The following is a 25455-nucleotide window of genomic DNA, read 5'->3' on the forward strand; positions in this document are numbered from 1 at the left end:
ACCCCGGTCCGCGGCCGAAACCGCCGTGCCATCGGAAAAGTTCACGCGCATCAAACGATTGGCGATCAGCTTCCTGGTCACGCTGCTCGTGGCCACGGCGGTCGTCGGGTCCCTTCCCGACTCGTCGATCAAGGACGCCGCCGCCGAGGTGCTGGCGCCGATCATGCGGGTCACCGGACTCGACCAGAGCTGGGGCGTGTTCTCCCCCAACCCGCCTCGCAAGCTCACCGAAGTCGAAGTCCACGTCATCATGAGCGACGGGGAGGACCGCGTGTGGCGACTCGACGCCGACCGGTCACTGCCGGGATACCGCTGGCGCAAACTGAAAGAGGAAGTGATCCGGCGTAAAGAACTCCGTCCGGGCCTCGCCCGCTACGTCGTCCGCGATGTCACCGAACCAGGGGAACGGGCCGTCCGCGTCCTCATGGTCGTGCAAAGCGAAACCCTTCCCCTTCCCGCGGAGGGGGCACCCAAGAAACTTCGCCGGCTGATCTACGACTCGAAGCCCCCGGTGTCGCCGCGCACTGCCGGCCAGACCGCGAATCCGGCGCGATGATATTCCTGCGCGCCCGCGTCGACGGCGCTGTCCGCCAGTCCGCTCGTGCGTGGCAGCGGTTCTGGTTCGGCACGGAGCCCGCCCACACCCTCGGCCTGGTCCGAATCGCCTTCGGGCTGCTGATGACTGCGTGGACACTGTCGCTGTATCCCGCACTCGACGACCTGTTCGGTCCTTCCGGTGTGGTGCCGCGACCGCCGACTTCTGACTTCACCTGGAGCCTGTTCCGCATGCTGCCGGATGACCGCGCCGTGCTGATCGGCTGGATCGTGTTGCTGGCCGCCTCGCTCGCCTTGACGGTCGGATGGCACAGCAGACTCGCAGCCATTCTCGTCTTTGTGCTCCTCGTCTCATTCGAGCGGCGGAACCCGTTCGTCATGAACGCCGGTGACGTACTGCTTCGCATCGAGGCTTTGTTCGTCGCGCTGGCTCCCTGCGGAGCGGCGCTGTCACTCGATCAGCGCCGACGGACCGGCAGCTTCCGGAATGCCGAGGTCCGGGCTGTGTGGCCGATCCGACTCATGCAAATCCAGGTCTCGGTGATCTACGTGTCGACGGTGGTCGCGAAGCTGCACGGTGAGACATGGCAGGCCGGCACGGCGGTGGCGTACTCGCTGCGGCAGCGGGACCTGCTCTTCTTCACGACCCCGAGCTGGGTCACCGACACCCTGTTGATCTCGAACCTGCTCAGCTGGGGCACCCTGGTCATCGAACTCGCCATCGGTCTGATGGTCTGGAACCGACGATGGCGGCCGTGGGTGCTGGCCGGAGGCGTCGTCCTGCATCTGTCCATCTTCTTCAGCATGGCGATCGGATTGTTCAGCCTCGCGGTCTTCGTGCTCTACCTGGCGTTCATCCCTTGTGAGCGCTCGAAAGCCATCGCGGACAGCGTCGCGGCCAGGCTGCCGTTCGCGAAAGCACCAGGCCGGCACGCCAAGCGGGAACCGCAGCCGGAGGGCGCCACGGTGGGCTGACCCCCGCTCAATCCCACCGGGCCCCGACACTCAGCCGCTAACGTGGTTGCAATGGTGCGCGAGATGCTGGCGGTGCTGTCGATAGCGGCCGTCACCGCAGGGTTGACCGGGTGTGGTGGCGACAGGGAAGCGGCCCCTGCGCCATCGCCGTCCACCCAGGAAACCGCACCCGAGGCCAGAGAGTTCGGCGCCGCGCTGCAGGAGAAGGTGACCGTTGACGCGATGATGGGCCACCTCACCGAACTGCAGGAGATCGCCGACGCGCACGGCGGCAATCGGGCGCTCGGCACACCGGGCTACGACGCGAGCGTCGACTATGTGGCCAATGCCCTGCGCGACAAGGGTTTCGACGTGCAGACTCCCGACTTCGAGGTTCGGCTGCCCTTCGCGGAGGAGCCGCAGCTGACCGTCGGCGGCCGCGCCATCGCGGCCAAACCGTTGGAGTACACCGTCGGCACCGCCCCGCAGGGCGTCGAAGGGCCGCTGGTGCCCGCCCGCGTCGAAGACTCGCCCGGGTGCACCGCCTCGGATTACGACGGGTTGTCCGTGCAGGGGGCGATTGTTCTCGTCGATCGCGGCGAGTGCCCGTTCGGGGTGAAACAGACCATCGCCGCCGAACGCGGCGCGGTGGCGCTGGTGGTGGTCAACAACGTCGACGGTGACGTGGTCAACGGCACCCTCGGCGACGAGACCGACGTCAAGATCCCCGCGGTCAGCGTCACCAAGGCGATCGGCGGTGAGTTGCGCGATGCCCCGGCGGAGACCACTCTGCGGCTGAAGGCCGGTGTGCGCACCGAGCGCACCCGGAACGTGGTGGCACAGACCAAGACCGGATCCACCTCCGACGTGGTCATGGTGGGGGCGCACCTCGACAGCGTTCCGGAAGGCCCGGGCATCAACGACAACGGTTCCGGTGTCGCCGCGGTCCTCGAGACGGCGCTGCAACTGGGGGTCGAACCCGACGTGCGCAACGCGGTGCGCTTCGGATTCTGGGGCGCCGAGGAACAGGGGCTGCTCGGATCACAGGACTACGTCCAGTCGCTCGACGAGGAACAGCTCAAGGACATCGCGCTCTACCTCAACTTCGACATGCTGGGCTCACCGAATCCCGGTTACTTCACCTACGACGGCGATCAGTCCGCACCCCCGAATCCCGAGGCGGGGTCACCGCGGGTGCCGGAAGGGTCGGCGGGTATCGAACGCACGATGACGCAGTACCTCGACGATGCGGGTAAACCGGCCGAGGACACCAGCTTCGACGGTCGCTCCGACTACGACGGCTTCACCCTCGCCGGCATCCCGGCCGGTGGCCTGTTCTCCGGCGCCGAAGAGGAGAAGACACCGGAGCAGGCGCAGCGGTGGGGCGGTGAAGCCGAAAAGCCCTTCGATCCGAACTATCACAAGGAGGGCGACGACCTCGCGCACATCGACCGCACCGCGATGGAGATCAACGGTGGCGGCGTCGCGTACGCGGTCGGGCTGTACGCCCAGGATCAACGCGGACGCAACGGTGTTCCGATCCGCGACGACCGCACCCGTCATCCCGTCGGCACCTGATGCGTATCCGCTGGGTTGTGCCCATTGTGGCGGCGGCGCTGGCGGTGGCCTGCTCGTCACCCGCTCCGCCGCCGAGGGTCTCGGCCGGTGAGTTGGCGGGCAAGGTCACCGTGGACGCGCTCTACACCCACCTCGAGGCGCTGCAGGACATCGCCGAACGCCACGGCGGCAACCGCGCGCAGGGAACGGCCGGGTTCGACGCCAGCGTCGACTACGTGACCGACCTGCTGCGCGACAAGGGGTTCGACGTGCAGACCCCGGAGTTCGACCGCTACGGCGGCACTCGTGGTGGAGCGCCGAAGCTGACCGTCAACGGCCGCGGTCATCCGGTGGAGAAGGCGTCGCTGCTGGTGGACACCGGCCCCGGCGGACTCGACGCCGTCACTTTGCGCCCGGGCAAGCCGGCCGGTTGCAGCGCAGGCGATTACGGCAGGGTCGACGTCCGCCGCGCGATCGTGGTCGTCGACGACACCGGGTGTTCGGTGGTGGTCAAGCAGAACGTCGCCGTCGCCAAGGGTGCCGTCGGTCTGCTCGTGGTCACCGGCCGTGCCGGCAGCGGCAGCCCACCGGGACTGTTCACGCCCGGGTACTACCGGGAACTCACCGTCCCGGTCGGGATCATCAACGCGGACGCCGACGCCGCCCTGCGCCGCACGTCGGCCCCGGTGCGGTTGCGTCTGGATGGGCAACCGGTGATGGCGAAGTCGCGGAACGTGCTGGCGCAGACGAAAACCGGGGAGACCCGCAATGTCGTGGTGGCCGGCGCACACCTCGACAGCGTGTCGAGCGGACCGGGTATCAACGACAACGCCACCGGCGTGGCCGCGGTCCTGGAGGCCGCCCTGCAGCTGGGGAGTTCGCCGCAGGTCGACAACGCGGTCCGGTTCGCGTTCTGGGGTTCGGAGGAGATCGGTCTCGAGGGGTCCCGGGCCTACCTGCGCGGCCTCGACGACGGGCAGCTCGACGACATCGCGCTGTACCTCAACTTCGACATGGTCGGCTCACCCAACGCCGGGTACTTCACCTACGACGGCGACCAGTCCGCCGCCACGGCGCCGGTGCCCGTCCCGGAAGGGTCGGCGGGGATCGAGCGTCTGCTCGCGGGGTATCTCAACCAGGCGGGGGTGCGGCCCGCGGACATGGCGTTGAGCGGCCAGACCGACTACCACCCGTTCATGGCCGCGGGGGTTCCGTTCGGTGGTACGACAACTGGTGCGACACAACAGAAGACCGCGGTCCAGGCTCGGCTCTGGGGCGGTCGGGCCGACGTGCCGTTCGACCCGAACTACCACACCCGGCGGGACACGGTCGACAACGTCGATCGCCACGCGCTGGGGGTGATGGCGCCCGTGGTGGCCTTCGCGGTGGGCACGTACGCCCAGTCGACCGACGGCGTCAACGGCGTCCCCCCGCGCGATCGGCGCGACCGCAGGGCGCGGTAGCCGCCACCGATATCGTTGTTTACACGAGTGCCTCTCGCGACAGCGAACTGGACAACCCGGCGGATTTGTCGAGCAGCAGTTGCTGCGATGGGCCTGGGCGGTTCGACGCGGTTTAGCCGGGTTCCGGGCATGTGAGCCAGTTCATAACGAACCGGCAAACGTGTTCCACAACATAGACCGCTTGTTACCGACGAGTAATCCGTGCGTAGGGCCCGCGGTTTCACTTCTCAGCGAACTCGGTCGGCTCGGCGCGCATGCCGTGGCGGCAGTTTGCGGGCACCACTGGCATTTGTACATACAACTAGTTAGCTATGGAGGATCCCAGGCGGTATCGCCCAGTGTTACAGCGAACTTCGTTTTCTGGATATTTGCGCCCGGTCACAGATAGTCGTCCGGCCGAGCAGCTCTGATCTGCATATTCGTGCTTGCTTTTATCTTACTCTCAGGTAGGTTTCTGGACCGGGTGGGGACGAGCAAAGGAGAATTGAATGCAGGCCGCTATTCGCTCTTACGTGTCGGCTGGCGTCGCCCTCGCCGGTGCCGGCGCCATCGCCTTCAGCCCGGTGGTGCCGATTCCAGACGTCGAGGTGCCGGCGATCGCGTCCTCGGCGGTCGAGCTCAACGCACTCGTCAACCCGTTCGAGTTGTTCGCGCCGATCTTCGAGAAGGCGTTCGAGGACACCGGCGCGCTCGGTCAGCGTGTGTTCGCGAACCCCGCGCCGATCTTGGAGCAGATCCTGGCCAACCAGGTCGCCAGCGCCCAGACGCTCGGTGAGATCGCCGGGGTGTTCGGGGAGTCGTTCCAGACGGCACTCGCGGAGGCCCCGGGACGGCTCGAGACCGCGTTCGAGCAGTTCTCGGCCGGTGAGATCACCCTGGGGTTGAACACCCTGTTCGATCTCGCGCTGTCGCCGGTCATCGGGCCGCTGCTCGACAGCATCTTCTTCGGTGACGGCGTCCTCCAGGACCTGGTGGCCGTGCTCCAACAACCGTTCGTCAGCGCCCAGAACGTGATCGGTCTACTCGGCGACCAGGAGTTCCTGCTCACCATCGGGCTCCTGCCGCTGCAGACCGCGTACGCGCTCAACACCGCCGTCGGCGGAGCCGCGGAAGCGCTCCTGGCCGCCGCCGAAGCCGGCGACCCCGAGGGCTTCATCAACGCGATCACCACCGGCAGCGCGAATATCACCGCGGCAGTGCTGGATCGACTGCTCAACCCGGGTACCCCGCCGTACAACTACGACCAGGGTCTCGTCGCTGCGCTCCTGAGCGCCCGCGACATGATCGCGAACGCCATCGCGCCCGCGTCGAGCGCAGCGCGGTCCGCAGCAGTGAGCGCCGAGGCGACCGAGACGGTCACGACCACTGTCACGGTGGACGTGGTGCCTGCGTCGGATTCTGTCGAGGTGCCGAAATCCGATGCCGGGACCGACGTTTCGGCGCCAACCCTCACCGCCGACGTGCCGGCTGCCGTGGAGTCCGCGGCAGTGGATGAGGAGGCAGTGGTCGAGGATGGCGACGATGAGCTCGCCGCGGGATCCGAGACCGTCGTCACGAAGAAGACCGATCCGCTCAACGAGCTTCGCAAGGGCGTCGAAGGCGCCGTCAACGACGTCCGCAACGGGTTCGAACGCGCCGCCGCGACCCTCACCGGGAAGTCGAGCAAGCCCGCGAAGCCTGGAAGTTCCTCGGACTCAGAGTCCGACGGCGGCTCGGCGTCCGAGGGCGGCTCGGCGTCCGAGAGTGGTTCGCCATCGGGTGACGCCGGCTAGACCCGTCACGCGGTTCGCGGAGCGCTCGGTTGGTTTCCGGCCGAGCGTTCCGCCCGGCTCGTCCGCAGGCCCAGCAGGCGCATCCCGTGGTAGACCAGCAGTGCGGCGATCGAGCCGAGCGCGATGCCGGTGAACGTGAGTTCGCCTGCCTGCCAAGTGAAGTCGGCGATGCCGATGATGAGCGGAATCGCCGCGGTCATCTGGTTGATCGGCAGTGAGAAGTCGACGTGGTTGGTCAGCCAGATCCGCACACCCAGGATGCCCACCAACCCGTACAGCACCACCGTCGCACCGCCGAGCACCCCGGCCGGTGTGGCCGAGATCGCCGCGCCGATCTTGGGGCACAGCGACAGCGCGATCGCCACCACCGCGGCCACCCAGTACGCGGCCGTCGAGTACACCCGGGTGGCGGCCATGACGCCGATGTTCTCGGCATACGTGGTGGTCGCGGATCCGCCGCCGCAGCCGGCCAGCGTGGTCGCGACCCCGTCGGCGGCCAGCGCCCGCCCGATCAGCGGGTCCATGTCCGTCTTGGTCATCTGCCCGACGGATTTGACGTGTCCGATGTTCTCGGCGATGAGCGCGACCACCGCGGGCAGGAACATCGGCAACACGGCGAGCGAGAAGGACGGCGCCTCGAAGTCGGGGAAACCGAGCCAGGGGGCCGCGGCGATCGCGGAGGTGTCCACCTCACCGAGTGCCAGCGCGAGCAGGTAGCCGATCAGCACCGCGAGGAAGATCGCCAACCGGCCGATCATGCCGCGGAAGAAGGCCAGGGTGGCCACCAGCAGGACCAGCGTGACGGTGGCGACCACCGGACCCGCCTCGTAATTGGTCTTCGCGGCGGGGGCGAGGTTGAACCCGATGAGCGCCACGATCGCGCCGGTGACCACCGGCGGGAGGGTGACGTCGAGCCAGCGGGTGCCGACCAGGTGTACGACGCCGCCGATCGCGATCAGCACCAGGCCGAGCGCAACGATGCCCCCGAGTGCGCTACCGGTGCCCTCGGCCGCGGCCGCGGTGACGGGTGCGATCACCGAGAAGCTCGAGCCCAGGTAGCTGGGAAGCCGGTTGCCCGTGATGATCAGGAACAGGATCGTGCCGACGCCCGAGAACAACAGGGTGGTGGCAGGCGGGAAGCCGGTCAGCACCGGCACCAGGAACGTCGCGCCGAACATCGCCACCACGTGCTGTGCCCCGAGGCCGATGGTGCGGGCCCAGCTCAGGCGTTCGTCCGGTGCGACGACGAAGTCCGCGTCCGAGCGGGATTCGACAGGCTTCCACGTCCACCTGGTCTTGGCTGAGATCACGGTTGCCTATCTTGCATCGTCGCCGGGGCTCCGCGCGCGGCGTACCGCGTAAGCCAGCGCGCCCACCGCGAGCACTGCGACGCCGGCGATCACCGATGTCCACGGCAGCGCGAACGCCAGCAGCAGGCAGCCGGCCAGCCCGACGGCCGGGACCACGCGGTAGCCGAGCGTCCACGCCGAAGCGTTGGCGATCGCGTAGTACATCAGCACCGCGAACGACGAGAAGCCGATCGCCTCCCGCAGATCCACGGTCGCCGCCAGCACCGCGACCACGACGCCCACCGCGACCTCCGCCCGGTGCGGCGTGCCGAAGCGGGCGTGCACGGCGGCCAGTCCGGCCGGCAGATGCCGGTCGCGCGCCATCGCCAGCGTCGTGCGCGAGACGCCGAGGATCAACGCGAGCAGCGAGCCGAGCGCGGCGACGGCGGCGCCGACACCCACGACCGGAACCCACCCCGAGAAGCCGGCGGCGCGGACCGCGTCGGCCAACGGGGCCGTCGAGGTGGCGAGCGCCGAGCCGCCCAACTGGGCCAGCACCGCGATCGCCACGACCGCATAGACCGCCAGCGTGACGCCCAGCGCGATCGGGATGGCCCGCGGGATCGTCCGCGCCGGATCGCGCACCTCCTCGCCGAGGGTCGCGATGCGGGCGTACCCGGCGAACGCGAAGAACAACAGCCCGGCCGACTGCAGCACACCACTGACCGTGACGTCCGCCCCGATGTCCAGCCGGCCGCTCACCGGTCCGCCGAAACCGAGGATGACCACGACCACACTCGCGAGCACGGCCAGGACAGCCGCCACGATGACCCGCGTGAGCAGCGCCGACTTCCGGATTCCGGCGTAGTTGACCGCGGTGAGCGCGACCACCGACGCGACGGCGATCAGACGCGCGTTGTCGGGCCAGACGTAGACGCCGACGGTCAGCGCCATCGCCGCGCACGAGGCGGTCTTGCCCACGACGAAACCCCAGCCCGCGAGATATCCCCAGAACCGTCCCAACCGCTCCCGGCCGTACACATAGGTGCCGCCGGACTCCGGGTAGCGGGCGGCGAGGCGCGCCGAGGAGGTGGCGTTGCAGTACGCGACGACCGCCGCCACGGCCAGCCCGACCAGGAGGCCACCGCCGGCAGCGGCGGCCGCGGGCGCGAGTGCGGTGAAGATGCCGGCGCCGATCATGGCGCCGAGGCCGATGACGATCGCGTCGGTGAGGCCGAGCCGTCGCGACAGCGTCGGGCCGCCGGGTGCGTTCACACCGAAATGCTAGGGAGTTTCACGATCGGTGACGAGTTCATCCTCGTCGTGGTGGGCCACGGTCACCGTGAGCAACACCGCGAGCAGGGCGACGACGCCGAGCGCGATCATCGGGATGGTCCACAGCCGGCGGATCAGCAGGGCGTCCTGGCAGGAGGCGACGAAGTCGGCGCCGTCGACTGCGGCGTTCTCCGCCTGGGTGAGGTTGGCGACGAATCCGCTTCCGCACTCGACCTGCCAGCCCCACTGGTCATAAGCGTCGATCAGAACCGGGAAGCGCAGCGCGAACAAGCCGATGGCCACCATGATCGCGCCGCCGATGGCGACGTACCAAGCCCGTGCCGACACGATTACCCCCTCCGAGACCTCCCACGATGTTAACGTCCATTCTCGGTCGCCGTCGACACCGAATGAGAATCTCCTCCGTCCCCAGGGGTTGTACCGACGTGCGGCGTTAGTGTGTTCGGCATGGCGCCCACCCCGCCCGGCCGCGGTGACGGTGTTCGGCGCCGTCCCAAGGACCGCAAAGCCCAGATCGCCCGGGCCTCCGCCGAGGCGTTCAGTGCGCTGGGCTACCACGGGGTGAGCATGGACGCGATCGCTTCGCGTGTCGGGATATCGGCGGCCGCTCTCTACCGCCACTACACCGGCAAGTACGAACTGTTCCGCGACGCGGTCCTGGCGCTGGGGCAGCAACTGGTCGATGCCACCGCGTTCGTCGACGAGGAGTTCGGCGGCGACACCACCGGTGATCCGCAGCAGACGCTGGTCCACCTGGCCACCGCGGTGTGCGACACCGCACTGGCCAATCGGGAGTCCGGCGGTCTGTATCGCTGGGAGGCGCGCTTCCTGCGCGGTGACGACCAGGCGACCCTCGATTCGCAGATCCGCACGGTGCACCGCCGGTTTCAGCAACCGCTGCGCGCCCTGCGCCCGGAACTCGACTCTCGGCAGCGGTGGACGTTGTCGACGGCGATGATCAGCGTGCTCGGCAGCATCGTGGACCACCGGGCCAAACTGCCCGCCGGTCAGGTCCGGCCGCTGCTGGCCGAACTCGTCGTGGCTCTCGTCCCTGCCGAATTCCCCACCCTGTCCGACATGCCGGAGCCGCCGGGAACCACCGCCACGGGACACCGATCGAAATACGAAGCGCTGCTGGTCGAATCGATGCGGTTGTTCAACCAGAAGGGGTATCGCGACACCTCGATGGAGGACATCGCGGCCGCGGTGGGCATGCCCGCCTCGGGCATCTACCGATACTTCTCCGGTAAGAGCGACATCCTGGCCGGGGCCTTCCGCCGGTCGGCCGATCGCTGGTCGGCGGAGATGTCGGTCATCCTCGACACCACCCCCGACCGCGAGGAAGCGCTGGCCAAGCTCATCGACGGCCACGTGGCCAGGTCGTTCAGCGAGCCCGAGCTCGACTACGTGTATTACACCGAACGCCTCAACATGTCACCGGCCGATCAGCAGATCCTGCGCAACCTGCAGCGCTCGACGGTCGAGACCTGGGCCGACCTGGTGGTGACGCTGCGCCCGGAATGGACTGCCGGACAAGCCCGTTTCGCCGTCTACGCGGCGTTGGCGGTCACCATCGACCTGGGCCGGTTGGTGCACTACCGCAACTCGCCCTACTCCCGGGCGCTCGTCGCGGGGCTGATGGACCTGACCTTGCTCGGCGGCTACCGCCTGCGAACGGTGTTGCCCGCCAAGTAGGCCACGTATCCGAGCAGACCGGCGAGGCCGAGTTTGCGGGTCCTGCTACCGGCCAAGGCGAGACCGACCACCGTCTCGATGCTGCCGTTGGTGTAGGTATGACGACGCGTGTTCTGCGGGAAGGCTGCCACGGTCAACGGCTCGAACACCTGCGGACGGGCGAAATGGGCCAGACCCATTCCGGCGATGGCCAGGCCGGTCAGCTTGGCGGCGCGCTTGTCCTTCTGCGGCACGGATGGTCCTCTCTCACGCAATCTGATGGTCGCTCAGGCGATCTGGTAGTCGCTCAATGGGAACTCGGACGCTTCCTTGATGGCGTCGCGGGTCGACATCGGGCGCAGCAGCGACGGTTCGCCGCTCGGATTGAAATAGTAGGACCGCGACGAGGCGCAGTTTCCGAGCGTCCACAGGGAACTGCCGAGCGCCTCGGTCATCCGCTCGAGATAGTGGGTGTTGGCTTCCTCGGTCACCTCGAACGTCGTCGCGCCGCGGCGTTGCACCTCGGTGAACAGCCGGTCCATCAGCCGCATCTGATACTCCATGGTGTTGAAGAAGTTCAGACCGAGGAACGCGTACGGGCTGGCCAGGCTGAGGTAATTCGGGAAGTAGGGCATCGACACACCCTGGTATGCCTGGAAACGCGTTTCGCGCCACCACTTCCCGAGGTTGCGGCCGCCTCGGCCGATGACCTCGATCGCGGGGAAGTTGGCCTCCCACAGGTCGAACCCGGTCGCCAGCACCAGCGTGTCGATGACGGTCTTGGTCCCGTCGGCGTTGACGATGCCGTCGGCCTCGACGTGGTCGATCCCGTCGGCCTGCAGATGCACGTGGGGTTTGGTGAACGTGCGGAAGTAACTGTTGGAGAACGTCGGCCGCTTGCAGCCGATGTCGTAGTCGGGGGTGAGCTTGCGGCGCAGTTCCTTGTCGCGGATCGCGATGAACTGGTTCAGCTTGCACAGGTCCATCGCCGACATGTTCAGGCGCCGGAACAGCGGCACCTTGTAGTTCACCACGCCGACGGTGATCATCAGCTCGTAGATCGTGTCGGTGACGGCCCGGACCATCCGCTGCAGCAGCGGGACCCGCGCGAACAGCCGCTTGGTGCGTTCGGAGATGCGCACGTCGACCTTGGGCGCCACCCAGATCGGGGTGCGCTGGTAGACGGTCAGGTCGCCGGCGGTCTTGGCCAGTTCGGGGATCAGCTGGACCGCGGTGGCGCCGGTGCCGATGATCCCGATGCGGCGGCCGGCCGGGTCGAAGCTGTCGTCCCAGTCGGTGGTGTGGATGACCCGGCCCTCGAACGAGGTGATGCCGGGGATGTCGGGCATGCGCGGCTGGGAGAGGAAGCCCGTCGCGGTGATGAGATAGCGGGTGCTCAGCGTCTGCCCGTCGGCGAGCGCGACGCGCCAGAGCTTCGCTTCCTCATCCCATCGCGCGCCCTCGACGGCGGTGTTGAAGCGGATGTGGCGACGGACGTCGTACTTGTCGGCCACGTCGTCGGCGTACTGCTTGATCTCCGCCCCGGTGGAGAACAGCCGCGACCACTTCGGGTTCGGCTCGAAGAAATAGCTGTAGGTGGTGGTGGGGACGTCGACGGCCAGGCCCGGGTAGTGATTGACGTACCAGGTGCCCCCGAGGTCGTCCTCGCGGTCGAGGATGACGAAATTCGCGTAGCCCATCCGTTTGAGCTGGATCGCAGCGCCGATTCCGGCGAACCCGGCACCCACGATGACCGCGTCATACTGCTGCGAAGTCATGAGTAGACGGTACCCCAGGTATCGGTGGCGCCGACCTGCGCGGCGTCAGCGCTTGAGTGATCCCGCGCGCGGCGGGTCCAGGGTTGCGACGCAGGTCACCGCGCGATCGCCGTCGGACCAGGTCTCGTCGGTGGGGAAGAGCACGAACAACCGCACGGTGTCGTCGGTGACCGCCGCCGGTGAATAACTCGCCAACTCGGGGGCGCACCGGTTCGCGTACTCGACCATCGCGTCCTGGCCGGGGAAGTCGCCGTCGGGCATCTGCAGCACCGCGAACACCTCACCGACGTGGGGTTCGGCGCAGTCGACGGTCTCGAGGGTCCGGACCTGGCTGCCGTCGGGGATCTCGGACAGGCAGTCGCCCAGCTTGACCTGCGTTGCTGTCACCGTGCCCTCACGGAGCACCAGGACGACGAAGAGCACCACCGCGATCGCGATCACGACGACCGTCAGGGCCACCAGGCCCAGGATCAGCCAGAGCTTGTTCTTCGTGGGCGGTGGCGGCGGTCCGGCCGGCGGAATCCCGGCGTAGGGCTGCGGCGGGGGAGCAGGGAAGTACGGCTGACCATAGGCGGGTTGACCGTAGGCGGGCGGACCGTAGGGCGGCTCACCGTGGGGTTGCTGACCGTACGGGGGCTGGCCGGGCGGGCCCGGCGGCATGGTCATGTGTTCGACCCTAGCCGTTGGCCAGCAGTCGCAGCGCCGCGTCGACCGCCAGTCGTGGCACGTCGAGCGCCTTGGACCCCAGGTCGTGGCGCGCACCGGTGACCTCGACGAGTTCGGTCGGGCCGCCGACGAGTGCCGCCGCCACGGCGAGTTCGTCGATGCCCCCGAACGGATCGGCGGTGCCGTGGACGAACACCGTCGGCACGCCGATGCGGGGCAGGTGTTCGGTGCGGGCCCGCTCCGGCTTACCGGGGGGATGCAGCGGGTAGGAGGACAGCATCAGCAGATCGACGGCCACCCCGTCGTCGGCGACCGCCATCGACGTCATCCGGCCGCCGTAGGAGTGGCCGCCGGCGATCACGGGGCCATCGGACAGTTCGCGGACCGCACCGACCGCGTCGGCCACCCCCGCCCGGTCGGCGGCGGCCGACCCCGACGGCGGGCCCTTGGGCCGGCGCCGCCGGTAGGGCAGGTTGTAGCGCACGGCCAGCCAGCCGCGTCCGGCCCACTCGTCGCAGTATCGGACCAACAGCGGTGAGTCCCGGTTGCCGCCGGCGCCGTGGGTCAGCAGCACCACCCCGCGCGGCGTGTCCTCCGGTCGGTGGGCGATGCCGGCGATCTCATCGAGATTCATCGGCGCCCAGCCTGAACAACGCGGAGACCGGACCGTGGCCGTGGCCCAACGGGTATGCGGCGCGCAGGCATTCGGTCACCCACGCCTTGGCGAACGCGACCGCGTCGGGGACGGAGTACCCGTGTGCCAACGCCGACACCGTGGCGGCCGCCAGGCTGTCGCCTGCGCCGTGGTCGTGGCCGGTGTCGATGCGCTCGGCGTCGAATTCGTGGAACTCGGACCCGTCGAAGAGCAGGTCGGGACTGTGCGCCGAGGAGCGCAGGTGACCCCCTTTGACCAGCGCCCACCGGGGACCGAGTGCGTGCAGGGCGCGTGCGGCGTCACGCTGCGACGCGGGGTCGACCACGTCGATGCCGGTGATCAGTCGCACCTCGTCGAGGTTGGGGGTGACCAGAGTGGCGATCGGGAACAGTTCGGTCCGCAGCGCGTCGAGCGCCGACGGGTACAGCAGCGGATCGCCGTGCATCGACGCGCACACCGGGTCGACGACCAGCGGCGCCGGCTGCAGACGGCGCCAGGTGTCGGCGACGGCGGTGATGATCTCGGAGGAGGCCAGCATCCCGGTCTTGGCGGCCTGGACGCCGATGTCCTCGACCACCGCCTCGATCTGCCCGGTGATGACGTCGACCGGGATCTCGTGAAAACCCCTGACGCCCAGCGAGTTCTGGATGGTGACGGCGACCACCGCGACGCACCCGTGCACACCCAGCATGGCGAAGGTCCGTGAGTCGGCCTGGATTCCGGCGCCGCCGCCGGAGTCGGTGCCCGCGATGGTCAGCACCCGTGCCGGGGTCTGGCCGGGCCGCGGCAGGGGGAGGTACTTCGTGTCGGTCATGAGAACTCCCTACGCCGGCATTACCCGGTCAGGTTCGTACGGTCGACAACCCCAGTTGCCCTCTCAGCACGCTCGGTGCGCGCTCCCGCGTGGTCGGTGGTGCGTTGCTCAACCTAACGCAGACGCCGGATCAGACACACGAATTGCCGACGATTATTTGTATAGCTAACATATGTGTTCTGCGGCGCCGGGCCGTCGCCACGCAACGTTGGATACGAAACGAACGAAGACTGCAGATGACAACCGAGCTCACCGGCCGGCGCCGGGTCACCACCGATCGTGACCACCCCCTCTACAAGTGGGTGGTGCTCTCCAACACCACGCTGGGGATGCTCCTGGCGACGGTGAACTCCTCGATCGTGCTGATCTCGCTGCCCGCGATCTTCCGCGGCATCGGTCTGAACCCCCTGCAGCCCGCCAACGTCACCTACCTGCTGTGGCTGCTGATGGGATACATGGTGGTCACCGCGGTGCTCGTGGTGCTGTTCGGACGGCTGGGCGACATGTTCGGCCGGGTCCGCATCTACAACCTCGGCTTCGTCATCTTCACGCTGTGCGCGGTCGCGCTGTCGTTCCAACCGTTCGACCTCGACGCCGGCGCATGGTGGCTGATCGGGTGGCGGGTGGTCCAGGGCGTCGGCGGTGCGATGCTGATCGCCTCCTCGGCGGCCATCCTCACCGACGCGTTCCCCGCCCACCAGCGTGGTATGGCGTTGGGGGTCAACATGGTTGCCGCCGTCGCCGGCTCGTTCCTCGGCCTGGTGATCGGCGGCGCGCTGTCCGAGTGGCACTGGCAGGCCATCTTCTGGGTGGGCGTGCCGATCGGCGTCCTGGGCACGGTGTGGGCGATGCGATCGCTGCGTGAAGTCGGGGAGCGCAGCCCCGGCCGCCTCGACTGGGCGGGCGCATCGACGCTCGGCGTCGGGTTGACCGTGCTGCTCACCGGCATCACCTACAGCATCCAGCCCTACGGCGGCGCACCCACCGGGTGGGGTAACCCCTGGGTGCTCGGCGCCATCGCGTTCGGGGTGCTGGCGCTGGTGGCGTTCTGTGTCATCGAGTTGCGGGTCGCCCAGCCGCTGGTCGATATCCGGCTGTTCCGCATCACCGCGTTCGGGATGGGCAACCTCGCGGGGCTGATGTCGTCGGTCGGTCGCGGCGGGCTGCAGTTCATGCTGATCATCTGGCTGCAGGGCATCTGGCTGCCGCTGCGGGGCTACGACTTCGAGGCCACCCCGCTGTGGGCGGCGATCTACATGCTGCCGTTGACCTTCGGGTTCCTCGTCGCCGGACCGGTGTCGGGGTGGCTGTCCGACCGTTACGGCGCAAGGCCGTTCACCGTCGGCGGCATGGTGCTCATGTGTGCCACCTTCGTCGCGCTGGTGATGATCCCCGTCGACTTCGACTACTGGATCTTCGCGACGCTGATCTTCCTCAACGGCGTCGGCGGCGGGGTGTTCACCTCCCCGAACTCGGCGTCGATCATGTCCAGCGTGCCGCCGACCGCACGGGGCGCCGCCTCCGGTGTGCGGGCCACGTTCTTCAACGCCGGCGGATCCTTGTCGATCGGCATCTTCTTCTCGCTCATGATCGTCGGTCTGGCCAACACGCTGCCCGGGGCCATGAGCGCCGGACTGCAGGCGCAGGGCGTCTCGGCGGCGGTCGCCGACGAAGTGGCCGGCACGCCGCCCGTCGGCAGCCTGTTCGCGGCGTTCCTGGGCTACAACCCGATCGGCGAACTGCTGGAACCGTCGCACGCGCTGCAGCAGCCCGGGGTCAACGCCGAGGTGCTGACCGGGCAGACGTTCTTCCCGCACCTGATCATCGAGCCCTTCCACACCGGTCTGGTGGTGGTGTTCGGCGCCGCCGCGGTGATGATGCTCATCGGTGCGGTCGCGTCGCTGTTCAACGCGGGGCGCTACGCCGAGCAACCATGACGATCCGCTGCGCAGCACCCGCGATCTGCTGCGAAGATACGTGAGTGCCCCTGCAGCTCATCAGCCGCGATGCGGAGTTGAGCGCCGTCGACAGCCTGCTCGCCGCAGTGCCGACGGGTACCTCGGTGCTGGTGCTCGAGGGCGACGTCGGGATCGGTAAGAGCACCGTGTGGCGGGCCGGCATCGAACGCGCCCGCGCCCGCGGCTTCCGGGTGCTCTCTGCGCACCCGGTGTCCAGTGAGTCGGCGGCGGCGTACTCCTCGCTGGCCGAACTGCTCACCGACGTGGACGCCGCCGTGCTCGACCACCTGCCCGCACCGCAACGCCTCGCGATCGACCGGGTCCTGTCGCACGCCGCGGACACCGGACCCGGCACCGATCAGCGCGCCGTGGCCGCCGCCGTCAGGTCGGTGATAGAACGGCTGGCCCAGGACGGTCCCGTCCTGGTCGCGGTCGACGACATGCAGTGGCTCGACCCGCCGACCGCCGTCGTCCTCGCGTCGGTGGCCCGCCGGTGCGCAGGCGCCATCGGCTTCCTCGTCACGGTGCGCGCGGGCGACGGCGAAGGCACCGACCTGATGCTGGAACCGTCGCGTCCGGAGCGTCTGCACCGGGCCCAGGTCCACCCCATGACGGTCGGGGGGCTGCACGCCATGATCAGCCACCAGCTCGGCCAGTCGCTGACCCGCCCCAAGATGGACTGGGTGTACGAGGTCTCGGCCGGAAACCCCTTCTACGCACTCGAATTGGCGCGGGCGCTGAACCGGGACGCCGCCGACACCGGGCCGCCGCTGCCCCCCACTCTCGCCGAGTTGGTGCGGACGCGGATCGCCGGACTGCCCGATCACACCCGGGAGGTGCTGTTGGCCACCGCGTGCATCGCGTCGCCCACCGTGGACCTGGTGGCGCGCGCCGTCGATGAGAACGTCGAGTGGACCGTCGCCGCCCTGGAAGAGGCCGAACGGCACGGGATCGTCGAGATCAACGGATACAAGGTGACTTTCGGTCATCCACTGCTGGCTCGCGGAGTGTATGCCGAAGCATCGACGGACGAACGACGGTGGATGCACGGCCGGCTGGCCGACATCGTGGAGAATCCGGAGTCCCGGGCCCGCCACCGGGCACTGGCGGGCGAGGGCGCCGACGAGGAGACGGTCAAGGCGCTCGACGAGGCGGCCGAATCGGCACACCGGCGCGGTGCTCCCGCGGCGGCCGCAGAATTGCTCGACATGGCCCGCGCCCGCGGCGGTGACACCCCCGAACGGGCCCTGCGCGCCGCGGCATGCCACTTCGAGGCGGGTGACACCGCGCCTGCGCGGGAGTTGTTGGAGCACAGCATCTCCGGGATGCACCCGGGTGACCTGCGGGCCCGCGCGCTGCACCTGCTCGGGCTGGTGCGGCTCTGGGACAACAGCTCGGCCGAAGCCGGGAAACTGCTCGAGCGGGCCATCGGCGAACCGGGGGTCAGCCCCGACCGGCGGGTGCAGATGCTCGTGATGCTGGCGTTCGTGGAGTTCAACGCGGGACACGCGGACCGGGCCGTGCAGCGCGCTGAGGAAGCGGTGGCCCAGGCCTCGACACTGCAGCGGGCCGATCTGCTGAGTCAGGCCCGGCCCATGCGCGCGCTGTTGCGGTTCCTGATCGGCGACGGCCTCCACGAGGCGGAACTGGCGGGGGTGTTCGACTTCGACGAACCCGAGGACATGCCGCTGGCGGCGCGGCCCAGAACGCTGTACGCACTGCTGATGCTGTGGACCGACCGCCTCGATGAGGCCGCCGAGCAGTTCACCGCAATCGCTCAGCACAGCATCGAGCGCGGCGACGAGAGCGAACGGTCCTTCCTCGACTTCCATCTCGGGCAGGTCAACCTCTGGCGGGCCGATCTGCGCGCGGCCGAGCGGGTGGCCGAGGACAGCGTCGAGCGGGCCCTGCAGTCACACGGTGATCTGCCGCTGTTCATCGCGCTGATCATCCGTGTCATGGTCAGCGCCCACCTCGGCCGCGAGGAGCAGACCCGCCGGTTCGCCGAGCAGGCGTTCACCGTGGGCGAGCGCTGCCAGTCGAGCCGGCTCGGGGTGTGGGTGGTGGCCGGTCTCGGACTCCTCGAGGTGTCCCTCGGTGACCACCGAGCGGCGGTGGAGGTGCTCAGCCCGGCGGTCCAGGGGTGGTCGGCGATGCCTGCGTCCACCGAACTGATCACGGCGCCGTTCCTGCCCGACGCCGCGGAGGCGCTCATCGGCATCGGTCGGCTCGACGAGGCCGAACGCCTCGTCGAGGCCCTGGAGGGCAACGGAACTCGCCTCGACCGGCCGTGGATGCTGGCTGTCGGCGCGCGGTGCCGGGCGCTGCTGCTCGCGGCACGCGGCGACCTCACCGGCGCCATCACGGCGGGTGAGCGCGCGTTGACCGAACACGAGCGGTTGTCGATGCCGCTCGAACTGGCCCGCACCCAGCTCGTGGTGGGCCGGTTGCAGCACCGGCGGCGCCAGTACGACAGCGCCACAGCCACCGTCTCGACCGCTCTCGCGGCGTTCGAGCGGATCGGCGCGGAGCTGTGGGCCCGGCAGGCCCGCGCCGAGTTGGCCGGGCTCACCGGACGGCAGACCGCGGCGGGCCTGGCCGAATCCGAGCGCCGCTTCGCCGATCTGGCCGCGCAGGGTATGACGAACCGCGAGATCGCCGCGGCACTGTTCGTGAGCGAGAAGACCGTCGAGGCAAACCTGTCGCGTGTCTACCGCAGACTCGGCATCCGATCGCGCAGCGAGCTCGCCCGGGTGCTCAGCGCGGGCTCCTGACAACGGGATTCACTCGCCGATGTCCACCAGCACCGGGGCGTGATCGCTGGCGCCCTTGCCCTTGCGCTCCTCACGCACGATCTCGGCGTGGGTGACCCGGTCGGCGAAGGCCGGCGATCCGAGGATGAAGTCGATGCGCATACCGCGCCGCTTCTGGAACGCCAGCCGGGTGTAGTCCCAATAGGTGTAGACGCCGGGTCCGGGCGTGAACGGCCGCACCACGTCGGCGTACCCGGCGTCGACGATCGCGGTGAAGGCCTCGCGCTCTGGCGGTGTGACGTGCGTGCTGTCCTGATAGGCCTCGACGCTCCACACGTCGTCGTCGGTGGGGGCGATGTTCCAGTCGCCGACCATCGCGATCGGCAGGGCCGGGTCCTCGGTCAACCACCCGTGGGCGGTATCACGCAGCGCGGCAAGCCATTCCAGCTTGTAGGCGTAGTGCGGTGAGCCGACGAACCGGCCGTTGGGCACATACAGGCTCCACACCCGTACGCCCCCGCACGTCGCCCCGAGCGCCCTGGCCTCGGCCGCGGCCTCGATGTCGGGCTTGTCACCCCAGGTGGGTTGGCCGTCGAATCCGACCTGAACATCGTCGATGCCCACCCGCGATGCGATCGCGACACCGTTCCACTGGTTGAACCCGCAGTGCACGACGTCGTAGCCGAGCGCGGCGAACGGCATGGTGGGGAACTGTTCGTCGTTGCACTTCGTCTCCTGCATCGCGAGCACGTCCACGTCGGCGCGCTCCAGCCAGTCGGTGACCCGGTCCACCCGGGCGCGGATCGAGTTGACGTTCCAGGTGGCCAGACGCATGCGCTACAGCTTAGAAGCGTCGACGTAGCGCTCCCGGTGCTGCGCCGTGAAACCCATCGACTCGTAGAGCGCGAGGGCGCCGTCGTTGTCGGAGAGCACCTGCACGTAGGCGTGGCTCGCCCCGTTTTGGGCGCCCCACTGCAGCAGCTCCGCGCACAGGGTGCGGGCGTGGCCCCGGCGGCGCCGGTCCTCGGCGACGCGCACGGCGGAGAGCCCCACCCAGCGGGTGCCGTCGTGCGCGGGGGTGACGGCCGCGCGGCCCACCGCGGCGTCGTCGATGCGGCCGAACGCGACCTGCCCGTCCACCACCGCCGTCAACACCTCGGCGGGCACATCGCGTTCGTAGACGGCCAGCCAGGCGGCATCGGGCCGTGAGGTGATCGGGATGGCCGGCGCCGTCCCGTCACTGAGGGTGCGCACCATCACGATGCTCTCCAGGTGGATGTCGGCCTCGGCGAGATCCCGCGGCAGCCGTACCAACCGGTCGGGCACTGCCAGCCATGGGGTGAGGCCGCGCTCGGCGTACCAGTCCCTGATCGCGGGCACGGTCGCCGCGTTGGCGTTGATGTCAAGTGGCACAGCGGAATTGCCGCGATGGGTGTATCCGTCGGAGGCCCGCAGCAGCCAGCCGTCCACCCATTCCCGGTGCAGGCCCGGCCACGCCAGCGCGGCCGCGTGCTCGACGGCGCGGATCTGCGACGCCTTGACGGGGACATCGGTGAGCACCCGCACCGTGACCACGTCGGCCGGGGAGATCTCGACGTGGTCACCGGCTTTCGTGCGGACGCGGACCACCGGGTCACGGTCGAGCAGGTGACCGACGACGTCGTTGAGCGGCGGGACCGAACCGGCGGGAAGCCGGTAGCGCAGGCTCACCCGGGTGCCGGGGCGGGGCAGCTCGGGCACGGGAGTCAGTGGCCGAACGGGTCGGGATCCTCGCCCGGCATCCAGCTCAGCCCGGGCACCCCCCAGCCGTTGTGCTTGACCGTGCGCTTCGCCGCGCGGGCGTGCCTGCCGACCAGGCGGTCGAGATAGAGGAAGCCGTCGAGGTGTCCCGTCTCGTGCTGCAGCATCCGCGCGAACAGTCCGGTGCCCTCGATGGTGACCGGGGTGCCGTCGGCGTCCAGGCCCGTCACCCGGGCCCAGTCGGCGCGGCCGGTGGGGAACTGCTCACCGGGTACCGACAGGCAGCCCTCTTCGTCGTCATCGGGATCGGGCATGGTCTCGGGCACTTCAGAGGTCTCCAGCACCGGGTTGACGACGACCCCGCGCCGCCGGCTCCCACGACCGCGCGAATCGGGGCAGTCGTAGACGAACACCCGCTTGGAGACGCCGATCTGGTTGGCGGCCAAGCCGACACCGTTGGCGGCGTCCATCGTCTGGTAGAGGTCGCGGATGAGATCGGCCACATCGGCGGGAAGGGAACCGTCCTCGCCGACGGGGATCGGGGTGGTCTCGGTGCGCAGGACGGGATCTCCCACGATGCGGATCGGAACGACTGCCACGACGAGCAGCTTAAGTGAGCCGACTCGCCCGCATCGGTGACGCCTCAACTCTTGCGGCCGTGATTGAATGAGCGCCGAACCACATGGATGTTATTTCGAATGTCGGAGGGTCCGAGGAGCAATATGGACGGCGCCATGGCGCAGACTGAGCAATCCGGCGACGACTCTGATCTGCCTGCAGGACTGACCAGGCGCGAATTCGACATCTTGGCGTTCGAGCGCCAGTGGTGGAAATACGCGGGCAGCAAAGAAGACGCCATCAAAGAACTGTTCTCGATGTCGGCCACCCGCTACTACCAGGTGCTCAACGCGCTCGTCGACCGGCCGGAGGCGCTGGCGGCGGATCCGATGTTGGTCAAACGTCTGCGTCGGCTGCGGGCGAGCCGGCAGAAGGCGCGGGCCGCGCGCCGGCTGGGCTTCGAGGTCACCTGATACCGCGCGTCGTGCGGGGCGCGACCGCCCGCTAGCTACAGTGGGGCGTGATGAACCAGCGAGAATCCTCCGGACTGCCTCTGCGCGCCATCGTCATGGTGCTGCTCTTCCTCGGCATCGTCTTCCTTCTGGTGGGATTGCAGGCGCTGGGATCCGATGACTCGTCGGCCGACGAGGCGACCGTCGCCACCACGACGACCGCCACCCCGTCGCCCGAACCCGCGCCTGAGGCCGGCGCCCGTCCCGAGGTGCGGGTCTTCAACATCTCCGATGTGGCAGGCGCCGCCGAGGGTGTGGCGACCCGGTTGCGTGACGAGGGCTGGAACGTCACCGAGACGGGCAACCTGACGCTCGAGGGCGTCACCGGGACGACCGTGTACTTCGGCGAGGGCGAGCAGGAGGCCGCCGACGAGGTGGGCCGACTGCTCGAGGCGCCGGTCGAACCGCGGGTCCCCGAGCTGACAGAACAACCACCAGGCGTCATCGTGGCGGTCACCGGTTAGGCTCTTGACCATGCTCAAGCCCGGTCTCAAATCCGCCGCCGTCGCCGCCATGTTCGCCGTTCCCGCGCTCGCGCTGAGTGCGTGCAGTCCGAACGAACCGGTGTCCAGTGAGCCGGGCACCACGCCGCCGGTGTGGACCGGTTCGCCGTCGCCGTCGGCGGCGCCGGGCGAAGAAGAAGGTGGCGGTGGCGGTTCGGGAGGCCAGGCCGAAGGCGGCCAGAAGCTGACCGCCGACCTGCGCAGCCCCGACGGCACCACGGTCGCGAAGGCCGAGTTCGACTTCAGCGGCGGCTTCGCCACCGTGACCGTCCAGACCGTCGCCGCCGGGCAGCTGGAACCGGGCTTCCACGGCATGCACGTCCACCAGGTCGGTAAGTGTGAGCCCAACTCGGTGGCGCCCAGCGGCGGCGCGCCGGGCAACTTCAACTCCGCGGGCGGACACTTCCAGACCGAGGGCAAGACCGGGCACCCGGCCAGCGGCGACCTCACGTCCCTGCAGGTGCGCGAGGACGGTTCGGCGAAGGTCATGACCACCACCGACGCGTTCACCGCCGAGGACCTCACCTCCGGTGAGGGCACCGCGATCATCATCCACGAGAAGTCCGACAACTTCGCCAACATCCCGCCGGAGCGCTACAACCAGGTCAACGGAACCCCGGGACCGGATCAGGCGACCATGGCCACCGGTGACGCCGGTGGGCGGGTGGCGTGCGGTGTTATCCGTCCCGCCGAGTAGTCGTATCGACTTCGCCGGGTCACCCCGGCCCACCGTCGGCGTGGAGTGGGAGTTCGCGCTCGTCGACGCCCACACCCGAGATCTGAGCAACGAGGCGGCCACCGTCATCGCCGAGATCGGCGAGACTCCGCACGTGCACAAGGAGTTGCTGCGCAACACCGTCGAAGTCGTCACCGGGATCTGCGAGAACACCGGTGAGGCGATGGAGGATCTGCGCAACACCCTGCAGACCGTGCGGCGGATCGTGCGCGACCGCGGCATGGAGTTGTTCTGCGCAGGCACACACCCGTTCGCCGACTGGTCGAGGCAGCAGTTGACCGACGCGCCACGCTACGCCGAGTTGATCAAGCGCACGCAGTGGTGGGGCAGGCAGATGCTGATCTGGGGTGTGCATGTGCACGTCGGGATCTCGTCGGCGCACAAGGTCATGCCGATCATCTCGTCGTTGCTCAACCAGTACCCGCACCTGCTGGCCTTATCGGCGTCGTCGCCGTACTGGGACGGCGCGGACACCGGATACGCCAGTAACCGGGCGATGATGTTCCAGCAGTTGCCGACCGCCGGCCTGCCCTTCCAGTTCCAGTCGTGGCCGGAGTTCGAACGGTTCGTCCACGACCAGAAGAAGACCGGGATCATCGACCACATGAACGAGATCAGGTGGGACATCCGGCCCTCCCCCCACCTGGGGACCGTGGAGATCCGCGTGTTCGACGGGGTGTCCAACATCGCCGAACTCGGTTCGCTCGTGGCGCTGACGCACTGCCTGGTCGTCGATCTCGACCGCAGGCTGGATGCGGGGGAGCAGTTGCCGGTCATGCCGCCGTGGCATGTGCAGGAGAACAAGTGGCGGGCCGCGCGGTACGGGCTCGATGCGGAGATCATCCTCGACGCGGACAGCAACGAGCGGCTGGTCACCGAGGATCTCGACGATCTGCTGACTCACCTGGAACCGGTGGCGCGATCGCTGGGCTGCGCCGACGAACTCGCCGGGGTGGCCCAGATCTACCGCAACGGCGCCAGTTATCAGCGGCAGCGGCGGGTGGCCGAGGAGCATGACGGTGACTTACGTGCGGTCGTTGACGCCCTGGTCTCCGAACTGGAGCTATAGGCTGGTCAGATGACGGCGCGGCGATGGGTGCTGACGGCTTGCGTGGTCGGCGCGCTCACCGCCGCCGGCTGTAGCAATGTCACGACCGGGACGCCGATGGCCGATCCCGACCAGACCGGGATGAGCACCCCGACGACGAGCACGTCGCCGACCACCAGGGCTCGGGTGCCCGATCCGACGTCGAGTGCCCCGCGGCCGCCCGGTGCGCCGCCGGCCGGTCTGGTGGACACCACCTGCGGCGACTACGTCGGGATGGATTCGGCGACGCAGCGTCAGGTGATCGAGGCGATCGGCGAGCAGAACGAGCTCGTCGCGCTCAACCCGGAACTGTGGATCACGATGGCCAGCGCGATGTGCACGTTCGCCGATCCGGCGGTGCTCGTCAAGGACGCGGTCGTCGGGGGCGGCTTCAACTGAGCCGATGACCGTGACGCCGATGTTCCCGCTCGAGGTGGCGATGCTGCCCGGTGAGGAACTGCCCCTGCGGATCTTCGAGCCGCGGTATGTCGCGCTGGTGCAGGACTGTCTCGCGATGACCGATCCCGCGTTCGGTGTGGTGCTGATCGAGGCGGGGCGCGAGGTCGGTGGCGGTGATCGCCGCAGCAACGTGGGGGCGCTGGCCCGCATCGTCGAGTACGCCGATCTGGGTGTCGCGCAGTTCCGGCTCAAATGCGTTATGGGCGAACGGATCCGGGTGACTCAGTGGCTGGACGATGCGCCGTATCCGCGGGCCGACATCGAGGTGTGGGACGACGAACCCGGCTCGATCGACTCCGCGGCGGTTTTCGACGTCGAGGACCGCATCGTCGCGCTGTACGAACGCGTCGCCGCGGCAAAGGGTTCGGAGTTCGGCGGCCGCTCGGCCGTGCTCGGGCCCGAGGAGTCCGACGTCGCGAAGCGCTTGTACGGTTTGGCGGCCCGCGTGCCGATGGGGCAGGCCGACCGCTATGCGGTGCTGTCGGCGCCCTCGGTGTCCGCCCGGCTGACCGCGTTGAGTGAGGCCGTCGATACCGTCACGGCGATGGTGGAGTTCCAGCTCTCCGAGTGAACCCGGGCGTCAGAAGGGCGGGGGTTTATTGCGTTCGGCGACGAGGTCGTCGTTGAGTTTGCGTTCGGCTTCGATGCGGCGGGCCCGGTCTTGGGCGCGGGTGCG

Annotated in this window: 25 protein-coding genes and 1 riboswitch; of the genes, 14 read left to right on the plus strand and 11 right to left on the minus strand. The window is 68.8% G+C overall.

Annotated elements, in window-relative coordinates; all coding sequences use genetic code 11:
* Positions 1 to 25 precede the first annotated feature (25 nt).
* The 5 genes from AU195_RS25695 to AU195_RS12000 all read left to right on the plus strand — a co-directional run bounded on the left by AU195_RS25695 (position 26) and on the right by AU195_RS12000 (position 6301).
* Entirely contained in the window at positions 26 to 556 is a 531-nt protein-coding gene (locus tag AU195_RS25695; protein ID WP_157531116.1) for a hypothetical protein, read from the plus strand.
* Positions 553 to 1530, plus strand: a complete 978-nt coding sequence (locus AU195_RS11985; protein WP_059159285.1) for an HTTM domain-containing protein — start codon at positions 553 to 555, stop codon at positions 1528 to 1530. Before AU195_RS25695 ends, AU195_RS11985 begins: the two co-directional genes overlap by 4 nt.
* 51 nt (positions 1531 to 1581) lie before the next feature.
* Entirely contained in the window at positions 1582 to 3087 is a 1506-nt protein-coding gene (locus tag AU195_RS11990; RefSeq protein WP_059159286.1) for a M28 family metallopeptidase, read from the plus strand.
* Entirely contained in the window at positions 3087 to 4529 is a 1443-nt protein-coding gene (locus tag AU195_RS11995; protein ID WP_059159287.1) for a M20/M25/M40 family metallo-hydrolase, read from the plus strand. Before AU195_RS11990 ends, AU195_RS11995 begins: the two co-directional genes overlap by 1 nt.
* 488 nt (positions 4530 to 5017) lie before the next feature.
* Positions 5018 to 6301 carry a hypothetical protein gene (locus tag AU195_RS12000; protein WP_059159288.1) on the plus strand — a complete coding sequence of 428 codons (1284 nt, stop codon included), beginning with the start codon at positions 5018 to 5020 and terminating at the stop codon, positions 6299 to 6301.
* Positions 6302 to 6306: 5 nt separating this feature from the next.
* On the opposite strand, the gene AU195_RS12005 is transcribed toward AU195_RS12000, so the two are convergent.
* From AU195_RS12005 to AU195_RS12015, 3 genes are read right to left on the minus strand one after another with little or no spacing between them, the layout of a single operon-like run.
* A complete protein-coding gene (locus AU195_RS12005; protein ID WP_059159289.1) occupies positions 6307 to 7611 on the minus strand; it encodes a uracil-xanthine permease family protein in 1305 nt (434 codons plus the stop codon).
* Between the two features lie 6 nt (positions 7612 to 7617).
* Complete coding sequence (locus AU195_RS12010; protein WP_059159290.1) at positions 7618 to 8865, minus strand: APC family permease; 1248 nt, start codon at positions 8863 to 8865, stop codon at positions 7618 to 7620.
* Positions 8866 to 8874: 9 nt separating this feature from the next.
* The gene (locus AU195_RS12015; protein ID WP_059159291.1) at positions 8875 to 9213 is read right to left on the minus strand and encodes a hypothetical protein; all 339 of its coding nucleotides are present in this window, start codon (positions 9211 to 9213) and stop codon (positions 8875 to 8877) included.
* Between the two features lie 120 nt (positions 9214 to 9333).
* Here AU195_RS12015 and AU195_RS12020 point away from each other — a divergent pair, with 120 nt between their 5' ends.
* Entirely contained in the window at positions 9334 to 10581 is a 1248-nt protein-coding gene (locus AU195_RS12020; protein ID WP_059159313.1) for a TetR/AcrR family transcriptional regulator, read from the plus strand.
* Here the strand turns inward: AU195_RS12020 and AU195_RS12025 are convergent.
* The 5 genes from AU195_RS12025 to thiD all read right to left on the minus strand — a co-directional run bounded on the left by AU195_RS12025 (position 10548) and on the right by thiD (position 14473).
* Positions 10548 to 10814, minus strand: coding sequence for a DoxX-related protein (locus tag AU195_RS12025; RefSeq protein ID WP_059159292.1), 267 nt, complete (start codon positions 10812 to 10814; stop codon positions 10548 to 10550). The genes AU195_RS12020 and AU195_RS12025 overlap by 34 nt on opposite strands.
* A gap of 33 nt (positions 10815 to 10847) precedes the next feature.
* Complete coding sequence (locus AU195_RS12030; RefSeq protein WP_059159293.1) at positions 10848 to 12338, minus strand: flavin-containing monooxygenase; 1491 nt, start codon at positions 12336 to 12338, stop codon at positions 10848 to 10850.
* Positions 12339 to 12383: 45 nt separating this feature from the next.
* Entirely contained in the window at positions 12384 to 13004 is a 621-nt protein-coding gene (locus AU195_RS12035) for a septum formation family protein (RefSeq protein ID WP_059159294.1), read from the minus strand.
* Positions 13005 to 13014: 10 nt separating this feature from the next.
* Positions 13015 to 13638: an alpha/beta hydrolase family protein gene (locus tag AU195_RS12040; RefSeq protein ID WP_059159295.1), complete on the minus strand. Its 624-nt coding sequence runs from the start codon at positions 13636 to 13638 to the stop codon at positions 13015 to 13017.
* On the minus strand, positions 13625 to 14473 hold the full coding sequence (gene thiD / locus AU195_RS12045; RefSeq protein ID WP_059159296.1) for a bifunctional hydroxymethylpyrimidine kinase/phosphomethylpyrimidine kinase: 849 nt from the start codon (positions 14471 to 14473) through the stop codon (positions 13625 to 13627). Before thiD ends, AU195_RS12040 begins: the two co-directional genes overlap by 14 nt.
* Positions 14463 to 14572: riboswitch (TPP riboswitch) on the minus strand. Its footprint overlaps the gene before it by 11 nt.
* Before the next feature lie 137 nt (positions 14573 to 14709).
* Here thiD and AU195_RS12050 point away from each other — a divergent pair.
* Both AU195_RS12050 and AU195_RS12055 read left to right on the plus strand, forming a co-directional pair.
* The gene (locus tag AU195_RS12050) at positions 14710 to 16410 is read left to right on the plus strand and encodes an MFS transporter (protein WP_059159297.1); all 1701 of its coding nucleotides are present in this window, start codon (positions 14710 to 14712) and stop codon (positions 16408 to 16410) included.
* A 44-nt stretch (positions 16411 to 16454) separates the two neighbouring features.
* The gene (locus tag AU195_RS12055) at positions 16455 to 19205 is read left to right on the plus strand and encodes a helix-turn-helix transcriptional regulator (RefSeq protein ID WP_059159298.1); all 2751 of its coding nucleotides are present in this window, start codon (positions 16455 to 16457) and stop codon (positions 19203 to 19205) included.
* A gap of 9 nt (positions 19206 to 19214) precedes the next feature.
* On the opposite strand, the gene AU195_RS12060 is transcribed toward AU195_RS12055, so the two are convergent.
* From AU195_RS12060 to AU195_RS12070, 3 genes are read right to left on the minus strand one after another with little or no spacing between them, the layout of a single operon-like run.
* On the minus strand, positions 19215 to 20018 hold the full coding sequence (locus AU195_RS12060) for an exodeoxyribonuclease III (RefSeq protein ID WP_059159299.1): 804 nt from the start codon (positions 20016 to 20018) through the stop codon (positions 19215 to 19217).
* A gap of 3 nt (positions 20019 to 20021) precedes the next feature.
* On the minus strand, positions 20022 to 20924 hold the full coding sequence (locus AU195_RS12065; RefSeq protein WP_059159300.1) for an N-acetylglutamate synthase, CG3035 family: 903 nt from the start codon (positions 20922 to 20924) through the stop codon (positions 20022 to 20024).
* Between the two features lie 5 nt (positions 20925 to 20929).
* The gene (locus AU195_RS12070; protein WP_059159301.1) at positions 20930 to 21523 is read right to left on the minus strand and encodes a peptide deformylase; all 594 of its coding nucleotides are present in this window, start codon (positions 21521 to 21523) and stop codon (positions 20930 to 20932) included.
* Between the two features lie 123 nt (positions 21524 to 21646).
* On the opposite strand from AU195_RS12070, the gene napA reads away from it, so the two are divergent.
* Genes napA through AU195_RS12100 form a run of 6 tightly spaced genes read left to right on the plus strand, consistent with a single transcriptional unit; the run spans position 21647 to position 25350 of the window.
* A complete protein-coding gene (gene napA / locus AU195_RS12075) occupies positions 21647 to 21955 on the plus strand; it encodes a nucleoid-associated protein NapA (RefSeq protein ID WP_011557996.1) in 309 nt (102 codons plus the stop codon).
* Between the two features lie 50 nt (positions 21956 to 22005).
* On the plus strand, positions 22006 to 22458 hold the full coding sequence (locus AU195_RS12080; protein ID WP_059159302.1) for a LytR C-terminal domain-containing protein: 453 nt from the start codon (positions 22006 to 22008) through the stop codon (positions 22456 to 22458).
* A gap of 49 nt (positions 22459 to 22507) precedes the next feature.
* A complete protein-coding gene (sodC, locus tag AU195_RS12085) occupies positions 22508 to 23194 on the plus strand; it encodes a superoxide dismutase[Cu-Zn] (RefSeq protein WP_082703042.1) in 687 nt (228 codons plus the stop codon).
* Positions 23172 to 24302 carry a glutamate--cysteine ligase gene (locus tag AU195_RS12090; RefSeq protein ID WP_059159314.1) on the plus strand — a complete coding sequence of 377 codons (1131 nt, stop codon included), beginning with the start codon at positions 23172 to 23174 and terminating at the stop codon, positions 24300 to 24302. The genes sodC and AU195_RS12090 overlap by 23 nt, the downstream gene beginning before the upstream one ends.
* A gap of 9 nt (positions 24303 to 24311) precedes the next feature.
* Positions 24312 to 24719 carry a hypothetical protein gene (locus AU195_RS12095; RefSeq protein ID WP_286149224.1) on the plus strand — a complete coding sequence of 136 codons (408 nt, stop codon included), beginning with the start codon at positions 24312 to 24314 and terminating at the stop codon, positions 24717 to 24719.
* Positions 24720 to 24723: 4 nt separating this feature from the next.
* Positions 24724 to 25350 (plus strand): LON peptidase substrate-binding domain-containing protein, encoded by a 627-nt coding sequence (locus AU195_RS12100; RefSeq protein WP_059159304.1) that lies wholly within the window; start codon positions 24724 to 24726, stop codon positions 25348 to 25350.
* Positions 25351 to 25455: the final 105 nt, after the last annotated feature.

It is taken from the genome of Mycobacterium sp. IS-1496, assembly GCF_001499995.1.
Taxonomy (GTDB): domain Bacteria; phylum Actinomycetota; class Actinomycetes; order Mycobacteriales; family Mycobacteriaceae; genus Mycobacterium.

Bases quoted from the DNA above. Each gene is read 5' to 3' on its own strand.
- sodC (WP_082703042.1), top strand. From the start codon at position 22,508: ATGTTCGCCGTTCCCGCGCTCGCGCTGAGTGCGTGCAGTCCGAACGAA.
- thiD (WP_059159296.1), bottom strand. From the start codon at position 14,473: ATGACCGACACGAAGTACCTCCCCCTGCCGCGGCCCGGCCAGACCCCG.
- AU195_RS12040 (WP_059159295.1), bottom strand. From the start codon at position 13,638: ATGAATCTCGATGAGATCGCCGGCATCGCCCACCGACCGGAGGACACG.
- AU195_RS12095 (WP_286149224.1), top strand. From the start codon at position 24,312: ATGACGGCGCGGCGATGGGTGCTGACGGCTTGCGTGGTCGGCGCGCTC.
- AU195_RS12035 (WP_059159294.1), bottom strand. From the start codon at position 13,004: ATGACCATGCCGCCGGGCCCGCCCGGCCAGCCCCCGTACGGTCAGCAA.
- AU195_RS12100 (WP_059159304.1), top strand. From the start codon at position 24,724: ATGACCGTGACGCCGATGTTCCCGCTCGAGGTGGCGATGCTGCCCGGT.
- AU195_RS12020 (WP_059159313.1), top strand. From the start codon at position 9,334: ATGGCGCCCACCCCGCCCGGCCGCGGTGACGGTGTTCGGCGCCGTCCC.
- AU195_RS11990 (WP_059159286.1), top strand. From the start codon at position 1,582: ATGGTGCGCGAGATGCTGGCGGTGCTGTCGATAGCGGCCGTCACCGCA.
- AU195_RS12060 (WP_059159299.1), bottom strand. From the start codon at position 20,018: ATGCGTCTGGCCACCTGGAACGTCAACTCGATCCGCGCCCGGGTGGAC.
- AU195_RS11985 (WP_059159285.1), top strand. From the start codon at position 553: ATGATATTCCTGCGCGCCCGCGTCGACGGCGCTGTCCGCCAGTCCGCT.
- AU195_RS12050 (WP_059159297.1), top strand. From the start codon at position 14,710: ATGACAACCGAGCTCACCGGCCGGCGCCGGGTCACCACCGATCGTGAC.
- AU195_RS12000 (WP_059159288.1), top strand. From the start codon at position 5,018: ATGCAGGCCGCTATTCGCTCTTACGTGTCGGCTGGCGTCGCCCTCGCC.
- napA (WP_011557996.1), top strand. From the start codon at position 21,647: ATGGACGGCGCCATGGCGCAGACTGAGCAATCCGGCGACGACTCTGAT.
- AU195_RS11995 (WP_059159287.1), top strand. From the start codon at position 3,087: ATGCGTATCCGCTGGGTTGTGCCCATTGTGGCGGCGGCGCTGGCGGTG.
- AU195_RS12030 (WP_059159293.1), bottom strand. From the start codon at position 12,338: ATGACTTCGCAGCAGTATGACGCGGTCATCGTGGGTGCCGGGTTCGCC.
- AU195_RS12080 (WP_059159302.1), top strand. From the start codon at position 22,006: ATGAACCAGCGAGAATCCTCCGGACTGCCTCTGCGCGCCATCGTCATG.